Genomic DNA, 16,669 nt, shown 5'->3' on the forward strand with positions numbered 1-16,669 from the left:
AATTTGCCCGGAAGAATGATCTTCCGCGTCCAATTAATGAATAGTACTTTAACAATAACCGCATGCATTCGTTAATTATTTTCCCCGTATGTCCGCCTTTCTGGCAAAGAGGATTTCCGCGAAATCGTAAATTAACCGTCCCTATCTAAAGTCTCCCTCGAATATGGGAGACTGGGTTTTGCTATTCCGCCACAAAGACAGCAACACGTTGCGGCGCGTCTTCAGGAATACACGCCTTGCCCTCCTAGTCTCCGGCCTCGTTGCTATTGTCGTCGTCATCGTCGGCTTTGGGCTCGACCGCGCCAATACTGCCGCTCATCTGCGCGAACTGACGATCCGGACGGAAAACGAGGTGAGTCTGATTCGTGCGCGCATCAGCGCGCAGACCAACATGGACATTACCGTCGTACGCGACTTGGCCAACATGGTTGCGGTCAATTCCAGCGTAAATGCCGAGGAGATGGAGCGGCAGATCAACTGGCTGCTCATCCAGAATCCCCACTTCCTGGATGTCGCCATCGCGCCGAACTTTATCGTCGGCAATGTCTTTCCCTCGCAAGCGGGTAAAGGTCGCATCGGCAAGGATGTCCGCGAGGTCCTCCTCGCCCGTCAAGCGGTGACGCGCGCCAGCGCCGAGCAGGCGCGTTTCTATGGACCGATCGCCGCCAGCGACGGCAAGGAAGCTTTCGGAATCTTCTTTCCCGTCTTCGTGAAGGAAAATGGGCAACGCCGTATCTGGGGCGCAGTCGAGGTTATGATCGACGCGAACATGTTCTATCAGAACACCGGATTGAAGCCCGCGCACAACAGTGAGAATCAGGAGAAATATCCGCACCTCGACCATCTCTCGATTGCGGTTCGCGACCTCGCTCTTGCGGACTCGGCCCTACCCTTTTTCGGCTCACCGGATTTGCGTGACAAGCGGCCGATGACGCGAAAGATCGCCTTTGCCGGCGGGCGCTGGGAAATTGCCGCGGCTCCGAAGACCGGTTGGAACGCGATTCCGGAAAACCAGTCGACGCTTCGGCTGATTATCGCTGCCGCAGGCTGCATCACCATCGTCCCAGTCTTCTTCGCGACCTTGCTGCTCGGCGAGCGAAACCGCAACATCGTCCAACTCAAGGTGCGCGAAGCTACGCTGCTCAAGCTGTCGCAGCGCCTCAATCTGGCATTGGAGTCGTCGAACATCGGCATATGGGAGCTGCATGACCACGGCGAAACGCTCTTCTGGGATGCCCGGGCCGCAGCGCTCCACGGGAAGCCGGCAGAAGATGGCAGTCACTCGCTGGAAGACTGGCTTGCCGCGATCGTTGCCGAAGACCGGCACCTCGCGGAGGTCCATTTCTTCAACTACCACGTCGCCGGTTCAGCCTACGAGACACAATACCGCGTCATCGCCGAGGACGGCAGCGTCCGACACCTGCGGTCGATCGGCTCCTTCTACACGGACGCGGCCGGCGACGACAAAACGGTCGGGATCGTCTGGGACGTCACCACCGACGCGGAAGCGGCCGAAACCCTGCGTAAGGCAAAGGATGTCAGCGACGTCAAGAATGCCGAACTGGAGATGGCGCTGGACGAACTGTCGCGGCGCGAGGCTGAACTCGCCGAACTCTCAGGTAAGCTGGACCTGGCCCTCGACACCTATCAGTGCGGGATATGGGAGGCGACGCTCGGTGATGAAGGCTCGATCTGGGACGACCGGATGCACGAGCTCTATGGCCTGAAGCCAAGGGTCGGCTTCATGACCGAACCGGTCTGGCTTTCCTGCATTCTGCCGGAGGACCAGGCACTGGCTCGCGAAAGCGCGCGTCATTTCAAGCGCCTTGGTGACACTCATACCCTGATCTGTCGGGTTCCCGTCGAGGACGGCGCGATGCGTTACGTCCGCTCCACTGGCAAGGTGCATAAGACCTCAGGCGGCAAACTGAAGATTATCGGCGTTGCCTTCGACATCACCGAGGATGCGCTGATGACGGTGCAGCTCAAGGCCGCCAAGGACGAGGCGATCGCCAAGAACATCGAACTCGAGATCGCCAAGAACCGCATCGAGCACAATTCGCTGCACGACCCGCTGACGGCGCTTGCCAACCGCCGCAAGCTTGATATCGCGCTTGAAAGGCTGACCCTCGACGGGCGGAGCGAGCGGCAGAAATTCGCCATCCTCCACATCGACCTCGACAGGTTCAAGGAGATCAACGACACGCTTGGCCATGCCGCAGGCGACGCAATGCTGATCCATGCATCGCGGGTACTGTCGAGGAACCTGCGCCAAGACGACCTCGTGGCGCGCATCGGCGGCGATGAGTTCGTGATCCTGGCGCACAACGCCAGCGATACGGATATGTCTGCCCTTGCAGGCCGGATCATCGAGCAGATGCGCCAGCCGATCGACTTCGAGGGCTTTGCCTGCCGCTGCGGCGTCTCCATCGGCATCGCGCTCGCCAATGGCGTGCACGTCGATGCACGCAAGGTGCTGATCAATGCCGACATCGCCCTTTACCGCGCCAAGAGCCAGGGCCGGAACCGCTACGAGTTCTTCAATCACAATCTCCAGGCCGACATCATCAACAACAAGCGCCTGGCCGACGAGATCCTTGCCGGCATCGAGAACGGCGAGTTTATCGCCTGGTATCAGCCGCAGTTCTCGGCGCGCACGATGCAACTCACCGGCGTCGAAGCCCTGGTTCGCTGGCAGCATCCTTCCCGCGGATTGTTGACGCCGGACAAGTTCCTGAAGGTCGCCGACGAGATCAACGTCGTCCAGACGCTAGACCGCATCGTGCTCGACACCGCGCTGAAGGACAAGATGCGTTGGGCGGCACTGGGTGTGACCATTCCGAAGATTTCGGTCAACGTTTCGGCGCGACGGCTGCATGACGAAATGCTCGCAGAATCGCTGAGTGGCCTGCAGATCCGCCCCGGCGAACTCTCCTTTGAACTGGTCGAGTCGATCTTCCTCGACGAAAGCGAGGATGTAGCCGCGCATAACCTCGAGCGGATCAAGACGCTCGGGGTCGACATCGAAATCGACGATTTCGGAACGGGTCACACGTCGATTGTCAGCCTCCTCAAGCTGAAGCCGAAGCGGCTGAAGATCGACCGGCAGCTGGTTCAGCCGATCATGAATTCGCCGCAGGAGCGCGCGCTGGTCAGCTCGATCATCGACATCGCCCGCTCGCTCGGCGTCGAAACGGTGGCCGAGGGCGTCGAAACGGCAGCGCATGCCACCCTCCTTGACGAACTCGGCTGTGACCTCCTGCAGGGCTATGCCTTCTCCCGCCCGCTGTCCTTCGAGGATTTCACGGAGATGGCGATCGAAAGCTCCTGGCGCATCGCCTCCTGAGGCCATCGTTCACAATCCGCGGAAACACCATTTCCTTTCGTTGGCGATTTGGAGCAAAGAAAGGCTTTTGCCGCCGCGTTTTTTTGGCCTATGAGTGTCGCGCATTTTCAGATGAAGGACGCCGCCGGTGACGATCGGTTGGCGTGATCCGGTCGGGACACATGTCGCACAATACATTCGGTCATCTCTTCCGCGTAACCACCTGGGGCGAAAGCCACGGCCCGGCGCTCGGCTGCGTCGTTGACGGCTGCCCCCCCGGTCTGCGCTTCAAGCTCGAGGATATTCAGGTCTGGCTCGACAAGCGAAAGCCCGGCCAGTCGCGCTTTGTAACGCAGCGTCGCGAGGCCGATCTGGTCAAGATTCTGTCCGGGGTCATGCTGGACGCTGACGGCGAGACGATGATTTCGACCGGTACGCCGATCTCGATGATGATCGAGAACACCGACCAGCGCTCCAAGGATTACGGTGAGATCTCACGGCAATATCGGCCCGGCCATGCCGACTACACCTACGATGTGAAATACGGCATCCGCGACTATCGCGGCGGCGGCCGTTCCTCGGCCCGCGAAACGGCGGCACGCGTGGCGGCTGGCGGCATTGCCCGTCTTGTTGTGCCTGAGGTCAAGGTGCGCGGCGCCTTGGTGCAGATCGGCAAGCACAAGATCAACCGCCAGAACTGGGATTGGGACCAGGTCGACCAGAATCCGTTCTTTGCACCTGATGCCGCGATCGTTCCCGTCTGGGAAGAATATCTCGACGGTATCCGCAAGAACGGCTCCTCGATCGGCGCCGTCGTCGAAGTCGTGGCCGAAGGCGTGCCGGCGGGCCTCGGCGCCCCCATCTATGGCAAGCTTGACCAGGACATCGCCTCGCTGCTGATGTCGATCAATGCCGTCAAGGGTGTCGAGATTGGCAACGGCTTCGAAGCCGCCGAGATCACCGGCGAGGAAAACGCCGACGAGATGCGCATGGGCAATGACGGCAAGCCCTTGTTCCTGTCGAACAAGGCGGGCGGCATCCTCGGCGGCATTTCGACTGGCCAGCCGGTTATCGCGCGCTTCGCCATCAAGCCAACCTCGTCGATCCTGACCGAGCGCCAGTCGATCGATGCCGACGGCAACAATGTTAATATCCGCACCAAGGGACGGCATGATCCGTGCGTCGGCATCCGCGCCGTGCCGATCGGCGAGGCGATGGTCGCCTGCGCCATCGCCGACCACTACCTCCGTGACCGCGGCCAGACCGGCCGACTGAAATAGGAAATACAGACATGCCTTACGATCAGAAGCGCGTCGTCGATGCGATCCGGGCCTTCGAGGCCGGCGAAATCGTCGTGGTGATGGATGACAACGACCGCGAGAACGAAGGCGACCTGATCGTCGCGGCCGTTCACTGTACCGCGGAGAAGATGGCGTTCATCGTCCGTCACACCTCCGGCATCGTCTGCACACCGATGCCGAAGGAGGAGGCCCGCCGGCTCAACCTGAATGCGATGGTTGCCGAAAACGACTCGGCGCACACGACGGCGTTCACCGTTTCGGTCGATTTCAAGCACGGCACGACGACCGGCATTTCCGCCGACGACCGGACGCTGACCGTTCGCAACCTCGCCAATCCCAATGTCGGCGCCGCCGACTTCGTGCGCCCGGGTCACATCTTCCCGCTCGTTGCGCGGGAAGGCGGAGTGCTTATGCGCTCGGGCCACACGGAAGCTGCTGTCGATCTCTGCAAGCTCGCCGGCCTTCCGCCGATCGGCGTGATCTGCGAACTCGTCAACGATGACGGGACCGTCACGCGCGGGCAGCAGGTCGTCGAATTCGCTGAAACGCATAGCCTGAAGCTGGTGTCCGTTGCCGACCTGATCGCTTACCGCCAGCGAAAGGAAACGCTGATCGAACTCGGCCAGAGCTTCGACATCGAAACACCCTTCGGCAAGGCCAAGGCGCATACCTATTCGCTGCCTTGGGATACGATGCAGCACCTCGCCGTCGTTTTCGGCGACATCCGCGACGGCATCGACATTCCGGTGCGCCTGCACCCTGAGAATGTCGCCGAGGACCTTTTCGGCAAGCGCCGTCCCGTCGACCACTACATGAAGAAGATTGCCGAGGAAGGTCGCGGGATCATCGTCTACCTGCGGGAAGGCTCCGTCGGCGTCGGTCATTCGGACAGTGGTCGCAAGGCACGCAGCCAGGGACGCGAGGCACACGTCGAGGCACAGGTGCGCGACAGCGAGTGGCTGGAAATCGGTCTCGGCGCACAGATCCTCAAGGATCTCGGCGTATCGTCGATCCGGCTCCTGACGAGCCGCGAGCGGCACTATGTCGGTCTCGAAGGCTTCGGCATCAAGATTTCGAAGACAGAGATCTACTAAGCCCGCCATTCGTCGAGATAGGCGACCTTCTCGACGCCGGAGAACCGCGCGATGCGTTGCGACTCGGCGTCGAGCCGGTCCAGGCGACCGGTCGGGGGCGCACGCCCGGCTCCAGCCATAGGCGCTTGACGTCGAGGCTCCCGCCTTTGCCATCTGCTTTCATGTCGATGCGGCCGATCTGCTTGTCGCCTTTAAGCGCGGGAAGACATAGTAGCCGCATGCCCGCTTCGGCTCGGCACGAAAACCTCGATGCGATAGAGGCGGCCGCCTGCTTCGCGCTCAGGCGGCGATGCGCTTGAAGCGACCGCTGACGTTCTCGATATAGTATTTTCCCGGCGATTGGGCGGTGACCATCGCGATGACCTCGGCTTCCGCCACGCCCTCGAACTGCCGCTCTTCGCCGTTGCTCAGACAGACGCGAAGCCGGCCATCCTCTTGGCTGAAATAGACCGCATCGATCAGCGTTGACTTCACTGCCAACGGCTCCATCTTCGCCTGCCGTCCGGCCCGTGTGACGATCGCGGCGGCGCGCGCATCGCGCCGCTTGCGCAGCAAGGCCCTCACTTCACGGCGAAGGCTGTTCAGTGCCGCCAATGCGGCGAATTTGATGGCTCGTGTTTTCATGCAGCCATCCTACGCAGGCGGCTCTTAAAGAGTTCAAGACAAGCATGGTAAAGCGCGCATCAACATTAATTCTTTGTAATTGCGACGCAATTTCCTAAAATATCGACTATCGACGAGCGCCGCTCAGCCTTGCCAACCATCCATTAGGACGACCTGTTCAACGCCAGTGAATTTGGCCAGTCGGTCAAGTTCGGCGAGAAGCTTTTCGATCCGCCCGGCCGACGGGCGTACGCCCGGTTCCAGCCACAGACGCTTGACGTCGAGGCTTCCGCCTTTGCGATCGGCCTTCATGTCGATGCGGCCGATCAGCTTGTCGCCTTCAAGCAGCGGGAAGACATAGTATCCGTATTCCCGCTTCGGCTCGGGCACGAAAACCTCGATGCGATAGAAGAAACCGAAGAGCCGTTCGGTGCGATTGCGGTCGCGGATCATCGGATCGAAGGGGCTGAGCACGCGCACGCGCGGCGGTGCGCCGGGATAGTCCTGCATGCTCGTAAGCAGGTCGGGGACGGCCCAGGAGGGGCGCGGCTTTCCGCCAAGCGCCGGCTCGATCAGGACTTCGATCAACTCGTCGCGATGCGCGTTGACCCAGGCTTTCGCTTCATCGGGCGACAACAGATCCCAGAAGGCGGCGATTTCGCCATGCGTGGCAAAGCCCAGTCGGGTCAGCGCGCTGCGGCAGGCCCAGTCGACAAACTCCTCGTAGGTGACTTCCGGCTCGTGAAACTCAGGCGGAATGACGCGTTCGACGAGATCATAGATTTTCTGGAAGTTCGAGCGTCCGGCGATGGCGAACTTGCCGGTGCGCCAGAAATATTCCAGCGCCGTCTTGTTGGGATGCCAATTCCACCAGCCGCCGGAAACATGCCCGTCCGCCTTGATCTCGCGCGCCATGATGGCGCCGTCACGAGTGACGCGCTCAAATGTCTCGTCGAAGGCGTGTTCGAACCCCTCCCCCTGCCATTTTCGCCAGCGCTCGCCGATTACCTCTTCCTCGTGGCGGAACTTGTGTTTCCAGTATCGGAAGAAGGCGCTCGGCAGGATCGAGGCGTCGTGCGTCCAGTGCTCGAAGAGCGAGCCGTCCTTCTCCAATAGCGCCGTCAGATGCTCGCGTTTGTAAGTCTGGTTGCGGGAAAACAGGATCTGGTGATGGGCTCGCTCCACCGTCTGGATGCTGTCCACCTGCACGAAGCCGAGTTCGTGGATGAGCTCCAGCAGGCCGCCCTTCGTCAGCGCCTTGTTCGGCGGCGCGCTCAGGCCTTGCTTGGCGAGGAATATGCGGCGGGCATCGGAATTCGAAATGAGATTCGTCATGTGCACATCATAGAACGGAAAATGTTCCTAGCCACCCGTTAAGTTAGGACGATCATCAGGTAGGAGCGGCCGGCATTCATTGCGAGATTTTGAGCTTTCAAAGCGCGAAATTCGTTATAGAACGGCCTCTCAATTCACGAGGGACCAGGTGGATATCCGTTTCGAAGGCGCAGGGGTCAGCTATGGTGCGCGCGTCGCGCTGGCGCCCGTGACGCTGCAGCTCATAGAAAAGCGCATCGGCATCATCGGCCTCAACGGCTCGGGCAAGACGACCTTTGCGCGCCTCATCAACGGCCTGACCAAGCCGAGCATCGGGCGGGTGATCGTCAACGGTCGCGACACGGCCGACGCCAAGGCCGTTCTCACCGATGTCGGCTTCATCTTCCAGTCGCCGCAAAACCAGATCATCCTGCCGGTCGTGCGCGACGACATCGCCTTCGGTCTGAAGTTCCGCGGCTACAAGCCGGCGGAAATTACGGCGAAGGTGGAGGCGGTCCTGCAGCGTTTCAGCGCGGCCCGTCTTGCCGACCGCCGGGCGCACGAGCTCTCGGGCGGAGAGCTGCAACTTGCCGCCCTTTGCTCCGTGCTCGCAACCGGGCCCGATATTCTCATCCTGGACGAGCCGACCAATCAGCTGGACCTCAAGAACCGCAGCCTCGTGCAAAGGCTGGTGGAAAGCCTTCCGGAGAGCGCGATCGTCATCAGCCACGATCTGGAACTGGTCGCGGATTACGAGCGCGTACTGGTTTTCCATGAGGGCATTCTCGTCGCCGACGCGCCGGCCGGAGAGGCGATCCGCCGCTACAGGGAGATCGCAAGCCGATGAAGTCGCTTTTCGTCGAAGGCAACAGCGCCATGCATCGGGTTTCGGCCCGCGCCAAGCTGCTTGTTCTTGCGGCCCTCGGCGTCATGCTCTTCCTTACGGCGAACTTCCTGTTGCTTGCCCTTGGAGTGCTCGCGACGGCCGGGATCTACTTCAGCATCGGCCTTCCGGCGCGATCCGCGCTTGCGCGACTGAAGCCGGTCTTCCTGACGATCCTCATCGTGGCGTTGTTCAGCCTGGCCTTCAATCCCTGGCATATCGCCGTCGTCGCCCTGCTCCGTCTCACGGCATTGATGCTGTTTGCCGCTGCAGTGACTGCAACAACTGCTATTGCGCAATTCATCGACGAAATTACCCTGCTGGCCAGGCCACTGGAGCGGCTCGGACTTCTTCGGGCCGACGATGTCGGGCTGGCTGTCGGGCTCGTCGTCCGCTTTGTTCCCGAGATTCTCGATCGTTATCGTGCCATCCGCGAGGCGCACGCGGCGCGCGGTATCAAGGTGCGGCCGACAACCGTGCTCGTGCCATTGATCATTCTGACGCTGAGGGATGCGGATAACATTGCTGCGGCAATTGACGCGCGCGGCGTTCGGCGGCATGTCAATTGAGAACTCGCTAACAGGAGCCCTGCATGAGCACTCGCGACCTCGTTCTCTCCGCCCTCTTTGCGGCCATCATCGTCGCGCTCGGCATTCTGCCGCCGATCACGCTCGGCTTCATACCGGTGCCGATTACGGCGCAGTCGCTCGGCGTCATGATGGCGGGTGTCGTGCTCGGCGCGCGCCGCGGCACGATCGCGGTCCTGATCGTTCTCGTGCTTGTCGCGATCGGCCTTCCTGTGCTTTCCGGCGGTCGTGGCGGACTTGCTGCCTTTGCCGCACCGACCACCGGCTTTCTGATCGGCTGGGTGCTGGCAGCCTTCGTCACCGGTTATCTCAGCGAACGGCTGGTCAAATCCGAACAGTCGGCGTTGGTGCAGACGGTCGGCTTCTTCTTCGCCGCGATGATCGGCGGCATCGTGGTTCTCTACGCCTGCGGCATCGTCTATCTGGCGTTCGCCGCCCAGCTTGGCCTCTCCAAGGCGTTCCTCGGCTCAATGGCATTTATCCCCGGCGACGTCGTCAAGGCCTTCGTTGCGGCACTTGTCGGCCGCGCGGTCATGGTCGGCTATCCCCTCCTGCCGGTGCGCAGCTAATCGACGAAACCATAAAGCCAGTCACGCGTGTCTTCGGGAAGCGGAACTGGCGAACGATCGTCGCGCGAGCGCGCCTGCCAGATAATTTCGACCTCGGCGGAGCGCTCGTCGCCGATATCGGCCGAAATGATGAAGCCGACCGAACGCATGCCGATCTTGTCGACCGACGCCGTGAACACGACCCGCTCATCGTAATGCAGCGGCCGATGGAGGATACAGGTCACCTTACTGGCGATATAAAGCGGCTCATTCGCCAGTTGCGGCCTCGACGACCAGAAGGTCGCCAGCACCGACTCGGCATAGGAAATGTAGGAGCCCAAGAAAACCTGGCCGTTCATGTCGACGTCGCGGAACGGCACATTCATCTCAACGGTACGCGTGACCTCGTTCATTGATCTTTCTGCCAATTCTCCCCTCCCTAAAGACTAGCCGCGGGGCCGGACGAAGTAAACGCAGGACTGGCCCCATGACCAAGGCGCGCGCTTGTTGAAATTGCCGCGCCGAGCCCCATCTGCTGTGGATCATGACGGGACGGAAAGATAGAGTGACACCATGAGCACCCGCCTTTACGAGCACCCGATCTTCCTGGAACACGTCACGCCCGCCGGCCATCCCGAACGGTCCGACCGTCTGCGGGCGATCAACGTGGCGCTGGAACATCCGAACTTCGCAGGTCTTGACCGCAAGCGCGCACCGCAGGCCGCCGAAGAAGCCGTTCTGCTCGCCCATCCCGAAGAGCACCTGCTGTCAGTGCTGCGCCAGGTGCCCGAAGAGGATGGCGAGATCAATCAGCTCGAGGCCGATACTTACGCCAGCCGAAAGAGCTTCGAAGCGGCACTGACGGGGATCGGCGGCGCGATGGCCGCGGTCGATGATGTGTTTGCCGGCAAGGCCGATAACGTCTTCGTTGCGGCCCGCCCGCCGGGCCATCATGCCGAAAAATCAACGGCAATGGGCTTCTGCTTCTTCAACAATGCCGCGATCGCCGCCCGCCATGCCCAGAAAGCGCACGGTGCGGAGCGTGTGGCGATCGTCGACTGGGACGTGCATCACGGCAACGGCACGCAGGACATCTTCTGGGACGATCCCTCCGTGCTCTTCTGCTCGACGCACCAGATGCCGCTTTACCCCGGCACCGGCGCGAAGGAGGAAAGCGGCAAGCACGGTACCATCGTCAACGCGCCGCTGTCTCCGAATGTCGGCAGCGATCACTTCCGCGAAGCGTTCAAATCACGGGTGTTGCCTGCGCTCGTTGATTTTCGCCCAGACCTGATCATCATCTCCGCCGGCTTCGATGCGCATCACCGCGATCCCTTGGCGCAGATCAATCTCGTCGGCGAGGATTTCGACTGGGCAACCGGGCGGTTGCTTGAGGTCGCCGACAAAAGTGCCGCAAACCGGGTCGTCAGCCTGCTGGAAGGCGGCTATGATCTCGAAGGCCTCGCCGAGTCGGCTGGCCTGCATATTCTTAGAATGATGAAGGGTTGAGTATGACTGACAGCGCCAAGCCGGACGTTTCCGGTCTTTCCTTCGAGAAGGCGGTTGCAGAGCTCGAAAGCATCGTGGCCCGGCTGGAACGCGGCGACGTGGCGCTGGACGAATCCATCGAGATCTACGAGCGCGGCGAAGCGCTGAAGAAGCACTGCGAAACGCTGCTTTCGGCCGCCGAAAACCGCATCGAAAAGATCCGCCTTGACCGATCTGGCAGGCCGCAGGGCGTCGAGCCGCTGGACGGGGCATAAGCAAGAGTTTTGCCGAAATCGTCGTCGTGATGAACAGAGCGTCGCCTCCTGGCGATCAAGTTTTCCTAGTCCGCCATCGGTAATCGGTCTAGCCTAGGCACAACGCTCATCGGAGACGCTTTGATGTCCTTTTTCCCCGGTAAAGATCCCCTGCCCGGCGATGCTTTCGCCTGCGATGCGATCGAGAACCTCATAATCCCCCGCACCAGCGATATTGGCGGCTTCGAGGTGCGGCGAGCGCTGCCGACGCGGCAGCGGCGGCTGGTCGGGCCGTTCATCTTCTTCGACCGCATGGGGCCGGCGATCCTGAAGCCGAACGAGGCGCTGGATGTGCGGCCGCATCCGCATATCGGGCTTTCGACGGTGACCTATCTCTTTGACGGCGAGATCCGGCATCGGGACAGCCTCGGCACCGAGAAGGTCATTCGCCCCGGGGACATCAACCTGATGACGGCAGGGCGCGGCATCGTCCATTCGGAGCGCACGCCCGATAATTTGCGCGGCCATCCGCTGCTGATGTCGGGCCTGCAGACCTGGCTCGCACTGCCGGATGACAGGGAGGAGATCGATCCCTCCTTTGCGCATACCGAAAAGAGCGACATGCCTGTGATCGACGAACGCGGCGTGCGCGGGCGTGTCGTCATCGGATCGTTCGAGGGGATGTCTTCACCGGTGAAGGTGTTTTCCGACACGCTCTATGCCGATATCAGCCTTGAACCGGGTGTGAAGTTTCCCTTCGCAGCGGGACACGAGGAGCGGGCGGCATACGTACTGTCAGGCGAAGTCGTGATATCGGGCGATAGGTTTGCAGCCGATCAGCTGCTCGTCTTCCGCCCCGGCGATGCGATCACTCTCGAAGCTGGCAGAGAGGGCTGTCACCTGATGCTGTTCGGCGGCGCGGCGCTGAACTCGAAGCGGTACATCTGGTGGAACTTCGTTTCCTCGTCGAAAGAGCGCATCGAAAAGGCCAAGGAAGAGTGGCGGACCGGCAAGTTCGACATCGTACCGGGGGACGAAGAAGAATTCATACCTTTGCCGGAAGGCTGATCTCCTTTAGAAAGGAGTTTCGGCCATTCTTGAAATCGACTTTTTTCACCGCAATTTATGGCTTAAAGGCATCCTGCCCAAGAAAGACAAGAAAGAGCGCCCGCCCGTGACACAATCGCCGAAGACGCCGCTGCTGGATAAGGTCCCCTATCCAGCCGACCTCCGAAAGCTTGACGATCGCGACCTGCCGCAGCTTGCGCGCGAGGTTCGCGATGAAATGATCGATGCGGTGTCGCGCACCGGCGGTCATCTCGGTGCAGGACTCGGCGTGGTGGAACTGACGATTGCGATCCACAGCGTCTTCAACACGCCTGAAGATCGGCTGATCTTCGACGTCGGGCACCAGTGCTATCCGCACAAGATCCTCACCGGTCGCCGTGACCGTATCCGGACGTTGCGCCAAGAAGGCGGCCTCTCCGGTTTCACGCGCCGCGCGGAAAGCGAATACGATCCCTTCGGTGCTGCTCACTCCTCCACGTCCATCTCCGCCGGCCTCGGCATGGCGGTTGCCTCCGACCTCGACAAGACCGACCGCCGGGTGATTGCCGTGATCGGCGACGGCGCGTTGTCGGCCGGCATGGCCTACGAAGCATTGAACAATGCTGGCGCGCTCGACGCCCGCCTGATCGTCATCCTCAACGACAACGACATGTCGATTGCGCCGCCGACCGGCGCGATGAGCGCCTATCTCGCGCGCCTTGCTTCCGGCCGCACCTACATGGGCTTCCGCGATTTCGGCAAGAAGCTGACGGCCTACCTCGGCAAGAATGTCGACCGCGCCATCACTCGCGCCGTGGAGCATGCCCGGGGCTATGTGACCGGGGGGACAATGTTCGAGGAGATGGGTTTCTATCATATCGGGCCGATCGACGGTCACTCGTTCGAGCACCTGCTGCCGGTGTTGCGCAATGTGCGCGACAATGCCAACGGCCCCGTGCTGATCCATGTGGTGACGCAGAAGGGCAAGGGCTACGCGCCCGCCGAGGCGGCAGCCGACAAGTATCACGGCGTCAACAAGTTCGACGTCATCACCGGCGCGCAGGCGAAGGTGAAGCCGAATGCGCCGAGCTACACGAGCGTATTCGCCGAAGCGCTGGTGCAGGAAGCGGAGCACGACGACAAGATCGTCGGCATTACCGCCGCCATGCCGAACGGGACTGGCCTCGACAAGCTCGCAAGCGTCTTCCCGTCGCGATGTTTCGATGTCGGGATTGCCGAGCAGCATGCGGTGACATTTGCCGCCGGTCTAGCCGCCGAGGGCTTCAAGCCGTTTGCCGCGCTTTACTCGACGTTCCTGCAGCGCGCCTATGACCAGGTGGTGCACGACGTCGCGATCCAGGGCCTTCCGGTTCGCTTCCCGATCGATCGCGCCGGTTTCGTCGGCGCCGACGGCCCGACGCATGCAGGCTCGTTCGATACGACGTTCCTCGCCACCCTCCCCGGCTTCGTGGTGATGGCGGCCGCCGATGAGGCTGAGCTGAAGCATATGGTGCGAACGGCGGCAGCCTATGATGCCGGTCCGATCTCCTTCCGATATCCGCGCGGCGAAGGCGTCGGCATAGAAATGCCCGTCCGTGGTGAAATCCTGCAGATCGGCAAGGGCCGCGTCGTCAAGGAAGGCGCGAAAGTGGCGCTGCTCTCGTTCGGCACCCGCCTCGCTGACTGTCTGCTTGCTGCCGAGGACCTTGACGCAGCCGGGCTTTCGACGACGGTTGCCGATGCGCGATTCGCCAAGCCGCTGGATCATGATCTGATCCGCCAGTTGGCACGCCACCACGAAATCCTGATCACCGTCGAAGAGGGAGCGGTCGGCGGCTTCGGCAGCCAAGTCATGCAGTTCCTGGCCATGGACGGCCTGCTCGACAATGGCCTGAAGATCCGCTCGCTTGTCATGCCCGATATCTGGGTGGAACAGGCAAAGCCGGAAGTGATGAACGCCCATGCCGGCCTCGATCGCGCGGGCATCGTTTCAACCGTGTTCAAGGCGCTTGGCCGGCCCGCCGCATTTGGCGTCGGCGCTGCCGGATAGTTCAATCTCATCGCGTTAGATGAAGACGGCCCTGGAGACGGGGCCGTCTTTTTTGTTTGGCGAAAGGCCGACGGAAGTGTCGATGAACCGCTGCCATCCGGCTGCCAGCGACGCCTCTCCAACAAAAGGCTTGCAACTAACGGCTTTGCCGGTCATGGACAGCCGATGTCCGATCAAAACACACAACGCCTCGACCAGTTGCTCGTCAGCCTTGGTCTTTTCGCCAGCCGTTCCCGAGCGCGGGATGCGGTGCAACGCGGCACCGTGAAGGTCGGAGGCAAGATCGTGACGAAAGCAGGTGCGCTGTTTGGCGAGGATGCCCCAATCGAAATCGACGATCCGGCGCAGGACTATGTGTCCCGTGCGGCGCTGAAGCTCGCCGCAGCGCTCGATCACTTCAAGCTCGACCCGTCAGGACATCACTGTCTCGATGTCGGCGCATCAACCGGTGGCTTCACCGAAGTGCTGCTGGCCCAAGGGGCAACCCATATCACCGCGATCGACGTCGGCCATGGCCAGATGCATCCGCGCATCTCGAGTGATCCCCGCGTGACGAACATCGAAGGCCTCAACGCCCGCAACCTGACGGCGGAGAATATCGGCCATCCGCTCACCTTTATCGTGTCGGACGTCTCCTTCATCTCGCTGAAGCTGGCACTTGCCCCTGCTCTTGAGATCGCGGAAGCTGGGGCTTGCGCGGCTCTCCTCGTCAAGCCGCAGTTCGAGGCCGGGCGCGAGGCGATCGGCAAGGGGGGGCTTCTCAAGGACCCGTCATCGGCGCCCGATGTCGCGGCCGAACTCGAGCGCTGGTTCGTCGAGGATATGGGCTGGAAGAGCCTTGGCCTCATCCCCTCACCCATTGCCGGCGGCGACGGTAATCAGGAATTTCTACTCGCAGGGACAAAACCGTGAGCACGCAAACTGTTACGATCGAAAAGCTGGGCGCCCAGGGCGATGGCATCGTGCACGCGGATGGCGGGCCGGTCTATGTGCCCTTCACCCTGCCCGGCGAAACCGTCGCCATCGCGCGCGTCAAGAACCACGGCACGGTGATGTCGATCTCCGATCCATCGGCCGATCGCCAGGCTCCTCCTTGCCGGCATTTCGGACCGGACGGAGTGAACGGCACCTGCGGCGGCTGCAGCCTCCAGCACATGAACGATCCTGCCTATCGCAGCTTCAAGCGTCAGCTTGTCGTCGACGCGCTGAAATCGAAGGGACTGACGGCTGAGGTTGCCGACCTCGTCGTCGCTCATCCCGGCGAACGGCGGCGTGTCGTCTTCGCCGCACGGCGGACCGAGAAGGACATGCTTATCGGCTTCAATCAGGCCGAAAGCCACCACATCGTCGCCATCGAGGAATGTCCCATCTCGTCGGCGGGCATCATCGCCAGGCTGCCGGCGATCAAGGCGATTGGTGCAGCACTTGCCAATAGCGCCGAAGCGTTCCGCATCACCGTGTTGGAGACCCTGTCGGGTCTTGATCTCGCGGTCGACGGCATCAAGAAACTCTCGGATCAGCAGCGCCGCAAGGCGATCGAGACGGTGCTTTCCCTTCGCGGCATCGCCCGCGTCTCGCTCAACGACGAAATCCTCGTCGAACCATCGAAGCCGATCGTCGATTTCGGCGGCGTCAATGTCGTTCCGCCGCCCGGCAGCTTCACGCAGGCGACCAAGCAGGCGGAAGACGCAATGGCGGAATTGGTTCTGGCGCATGTCGGCAAGGCGAAACGCATCGCCGATCTTTTCGCAGGCGCCGGCACCTTCTCGCTTCGCCTTGCCCGCGTCGGCCGGGTTCATGCGGTCGAGAGCGAGGACAAGCCGCTGGCGGCGCTCGATCACGCTGCTCGCAACACGCAGGGTCTGAAGCCGGTCAGCGTCGAAAGGCGAGACCTCTTCCGCCGGCCGCTGATGACATCCGAGCTGAAGGTCTACGACGCCGTGGTCTTCGATCCGCCGCGCGCCGGCGCCGAGTTTCAGTGCAAGGAACTGGCGCGCTCGACGGTCAAGAAAATCGTCGCCGTCAGCTGCAATCCGGTGACGCTCGCCCGGGATCTCGCCCTGCTCGTCGAGGGTGGCTATCGCATCACCGGTGTGACCCCGATCGACCAGTTCCTGTGGACATCGCACGTCGAGGTCGTGGCGACGCTGGAGAAGTAGCGGCGCGAAAAACAAA

At 61.6% G+C, this 16,669-nt stretch carries 15 protein-coding genes and 1 pseudogene; 12 read left to right on the forward strand and 4 right to left on the reverse strand.

Translation table 11 applies throughout. From position 1 onward, the window contains the following. The first annotated feature begins 178 nt into the window (after positions 1–178). From AS026_RS15630 to ribB, 3 genes are all read left to right on the forward strand, one after another. Entirely contained in the window at positions 179–3,346 is a 3,168-nt protein-coding gene (locus AS026_RS15630) for a bifunctional diguanylate cyclase/phosphodiesterase (RefSeq protein ID WP_062370514.1), read from the forward strand. A 161-nt stretch (positions 3,347–3,507) separates the two neighbouring features. After that, positions 3,508–4,605: a chorismate synthase gene (gene aroC / locus AS026_RS15635; RefSeq protein ID WP_018858979.1), complete on the forward strand. Its 1,098-nt coding sequence runs from the start codon at positions 3,508–3,510 to the stop codon at positions 4,603–4,605. Positions 4,606–4,616: 11 nt separating this feature from the next. Beyond that, positions 4,617–5,720, forward strand: a complete 1,104-nt coding sequence (gene ribB / locus AS026_RS15640) for a 3,4-dihydroxy-2-butanone-4-phosphate synthase (RefSeq protein ID WP_018858978.1) — start codon at positions 4,617–4,619, stop codon at positions 5,718–5,720. On the opposite strand, the pseudogene AS026_RS43390 reads toward ribB, so the two are convergent. From AS026_RS43390 to AS026_RS15650, 3 genes and pseudogenes are all read right to left on the reverse strand, one after another. Beyond that, a pseudogene (locus tag AS026_RS43390) lies at positions 5,717–5,986 on the reverse strand (DNA glycosylase AlkZ-like family protein); the annotation flags it as partial. The gene ribB and the pseudogene AS026_RS43390 sit on opposite strands and share 4 nt — an antisense overlap. A 13-nt stretch (positions 5,987–5,999) precedes the next feature. Continuing rightward, positions 6,000–6,344, reverse strand: coding sequence for a KTSC domain-containing protein (locus tag AS026_RS44555; RefSeq protein WP_082728543.1), 345 nt, complete (start codon positions 6,342–6,344; stop codon positions 6,000–6,002). A 123-nt stretch (positions 6,345–6,467) separates the two neighbouring features. Continuing rightward, positions 6,468–7,658 carry a winged helix-turn-helix domain-containing protein gene (locus tag AS026_RS15650; RefSeq protein WP_025661085.1) on the reverse strand — a complete coding sequence of 397 codons (1,191 nt, stop codon included), beginning with the start codon at positions 7,656–7,658 and terminating at the stop codon, positions 6,468–6,470. Positions 7,659–7,806: 148 nt separating this feature from the next. On the opposite strand from AS026_RS15650, the gene AS026_RS15655 reads away from it, so the two are divergent. From AS026_RS15655 to AS026_RS15665, 3 genes are read left to right on the forward strand one after another with little or no spacing between them, the layout of a single operon-like run. After that, complete coding sequence (locus AS026_RS15655; protein WP_062370516.1) at positions 7,807–8,484, forward strand: energy-coupling factor ABC transporter ATP-binding protein; 678 nt, start codon at positions 7,807–7,809, stop codon at positions 8,482–8,484. Continuing rightward, positions 8,481–9,089 (forward strand): CbiQ family ECF transporter T component, encoded by a 609-nt coding sequence (locus AS026_RS15660; protein ID WP_025661083.1) that lies wholly within the window; start codon positions 8,481–8,483, stop codon positions 9,087–9,089. The genes AS026_RS15655 and AS026_RS15660 overlap by 4 nt, the downstream gene beginning before the upstream one ends. A gap of 23 nt (positions 9,090–9,112) precedes the next feature. Continuing rightward, a complete protein-coding gene (locus AS026_RS15665; RefSeq protein ID WP_018858972.1) occupies positions 9,113–9,676 on the forward strand; it encodes a biotin transporter BioY in 564 nt (187 codons plus the stop codon). Here the strand turns inward: AS026_RS15665 and AS026_RS15670 are convergent. Beyond that, entirely contained in the window at positions 9,673–10,068 is a 396-nt protein-coding gene (locus AS026_RS15670; RefSeq protein WP_018858971.1) for an acyl-CoA thioesterase, read from the reverse strand. The genes AS026_RS15665 and AS026_RS15670 overlap by 4 nt on opposite strands. Before the next feature lie 160 nt (positions 10,069–10,228). Here AS026_RS15670 and AS026_RS15675 point away from each other — a divergent pair, with 160 nt between their 5' ends. The 6 genes from AS026_RS15675 (at position 10,229) to AS026_RS15700 (ending at position 16,653) form a co-directional block, all read left to right on the forward strand. Continuing rightward, a complete protein-coding gene (locus AS026_RS15675) occupies positions 10,229–11,164 on the forward strand; it encodes a histone deacetylase family protein (protein WP_062370518.1) in 936 nt (311 codons plus the stop codon). Positions 11,165–11,166: 2 nt separating this feature from the next. Next, positions 11,167–11,418, forward strand: coding sequence for an exodeoxyribonuclease VII small subunit (locus AS026_RS15680; RefSeq protein ID WP_018858969.1), 252 nt, complete (start codon positions 11,167–11,169; stop codon positions 11,416–11,418). Between the two features lie 123 nt (positions 11,419–11,541). After that, positions 11,542–12,465 (forward strand): pirin family protein, encoded by a 924-nt coding sequence (locus tag AS026_RS15685; protein WP_018858968.1) that lies wholly within the window; start codon positions 11,542–11,544, stop codon positions 12,463–12,465. A gap of 106 nt (positions 12,466–12,571) precedes the next feature. Then, entirely contained in the window at positions 12,572–14,494 is a 1,923-nt protein-coding gene (gene dxs / locus AS026_RS15690) for a 1-deoxy-D-xylulose-5-phosphate synthase (RefSeq protein ID WP_018858967.1), read from the forward strand. 165 nt (positions 14,495–14,659) lie between these two features. Beyond that, a complete protein-coding gene (locus AS026_RS15695) occupies positions 14,660–15,406 on the forward strand; it encodes a TlyA family RNA methyltransferase (RefSeq protein WP_062370520.1) in 747 nt (248 codons plus the stop codon). After that, a complete protein-coding gene (locus AS026_RS15700) occupies positions 15,403–16,653 on the forward strand; it encodes a class I SAM-dependent RNA methyltransferase (protein WP_062370522.1) in 1,251 nt (416 codons plus the stop codon). The genes AS026_RS15695 and AS026_RS15700 overlap by 4 nt, the downstream gene beginning before the upstream one ends. Positions 16,654–16,669 lie beyond the last annotated feature (16 nt).

It is taken from the genome of Rhizobium altiplani (genome assembly GCF_001542405.1).
Lineage (GTDB): Bacteria > Pseudomonadota > Alphaproteobacteria > Rhizobiales > Rhizobiaceae > Rhizobium > Rhizobium altiplani.

What these genes read in the sequence shown, in the direction of transcription:
- aroC (WP_018858979.1), top strand. Translation starts at nt 3,508, where the DNA reads ATGTCGCACAATACATTCGGTCATCTCTTCCGCGTAACCACCTGGGGC.
- ribB (WP_018858978.1), top strand. Translation starts at nt 4,617, where the DNA reads ATGCCTTACGATCAGAAGCGCGTCGTCGATGCGATCCGGGCCTTCGAG.
- AS026_RS44555 (WP_082728543.1), bottom strand. Translation starts at nt 6,344, where the DNA reads ATGAAAACACGAGCCATCAAATTCGCCGCATTGGCGGCACTGAACAGC.
- AS026_RS15650 (WP_025661085.1), bottom strand. Translation starts at nt 7,658, where the DNA reads ATGACGAATCTCATTTCGAATTCCGATGCCCGCCGCATATTCCTCGCC.
- AS026_RS15660 (WP_025661083.1), top strand. Translation starts at nt 8,481, where the DNA reads ATGAAGTCGCTTTTCGTCGAAGGCAACAGCGCCATGCATCGGGTTTCG.
- AS026_RS15665 (WP_018858972.1), top strand. Translation starts at nt 9,113, where the DNA reads ATGAGCACTCGCGACCTCGTTCTCTCCGCCCTCTTTGCGGCCATCATC.
- AS026_RS15670 (WP_018858971.1), bottom strand. Translation starts at nt 10,068, where the DNA reads ATGAACGAGGTCACGCGTACCGTTGAGATGAATGTGCCGTTCCGCGAC.
- AS026_RS15675 (WP_062370518.1), top strand. Translation starts at nt 10,229, where the DNA reads ATGAGCACCCGCCTTTACGAGCACCCGATCTTCCTGGAACACGTCACG.
- AS026_RS15680 (WP_018858969.1), top strand. Translation starts at nt 11,167, where the DNA reads ATGACTGACAGCGCCAAGCCGGACGTTTCCGGTCTTTCCTTCGAGAAG.
- AS026_RS15685 (WP_018858968.1), top strand. Translation starts at nt 11,542, where the DNA reads ATGTCCTTTTTCCCCGGTAAAGATCCCCTGCCCGGCGATGCTTTCGCC.
- AS026_RS15695 (WP_062370520.1), top strand. Translation starts at nt 14,660, where the DNA reads ATGTCCGATCAAAACACACAACGCCTCGACCAGTTGCTCGTCAGCCTT.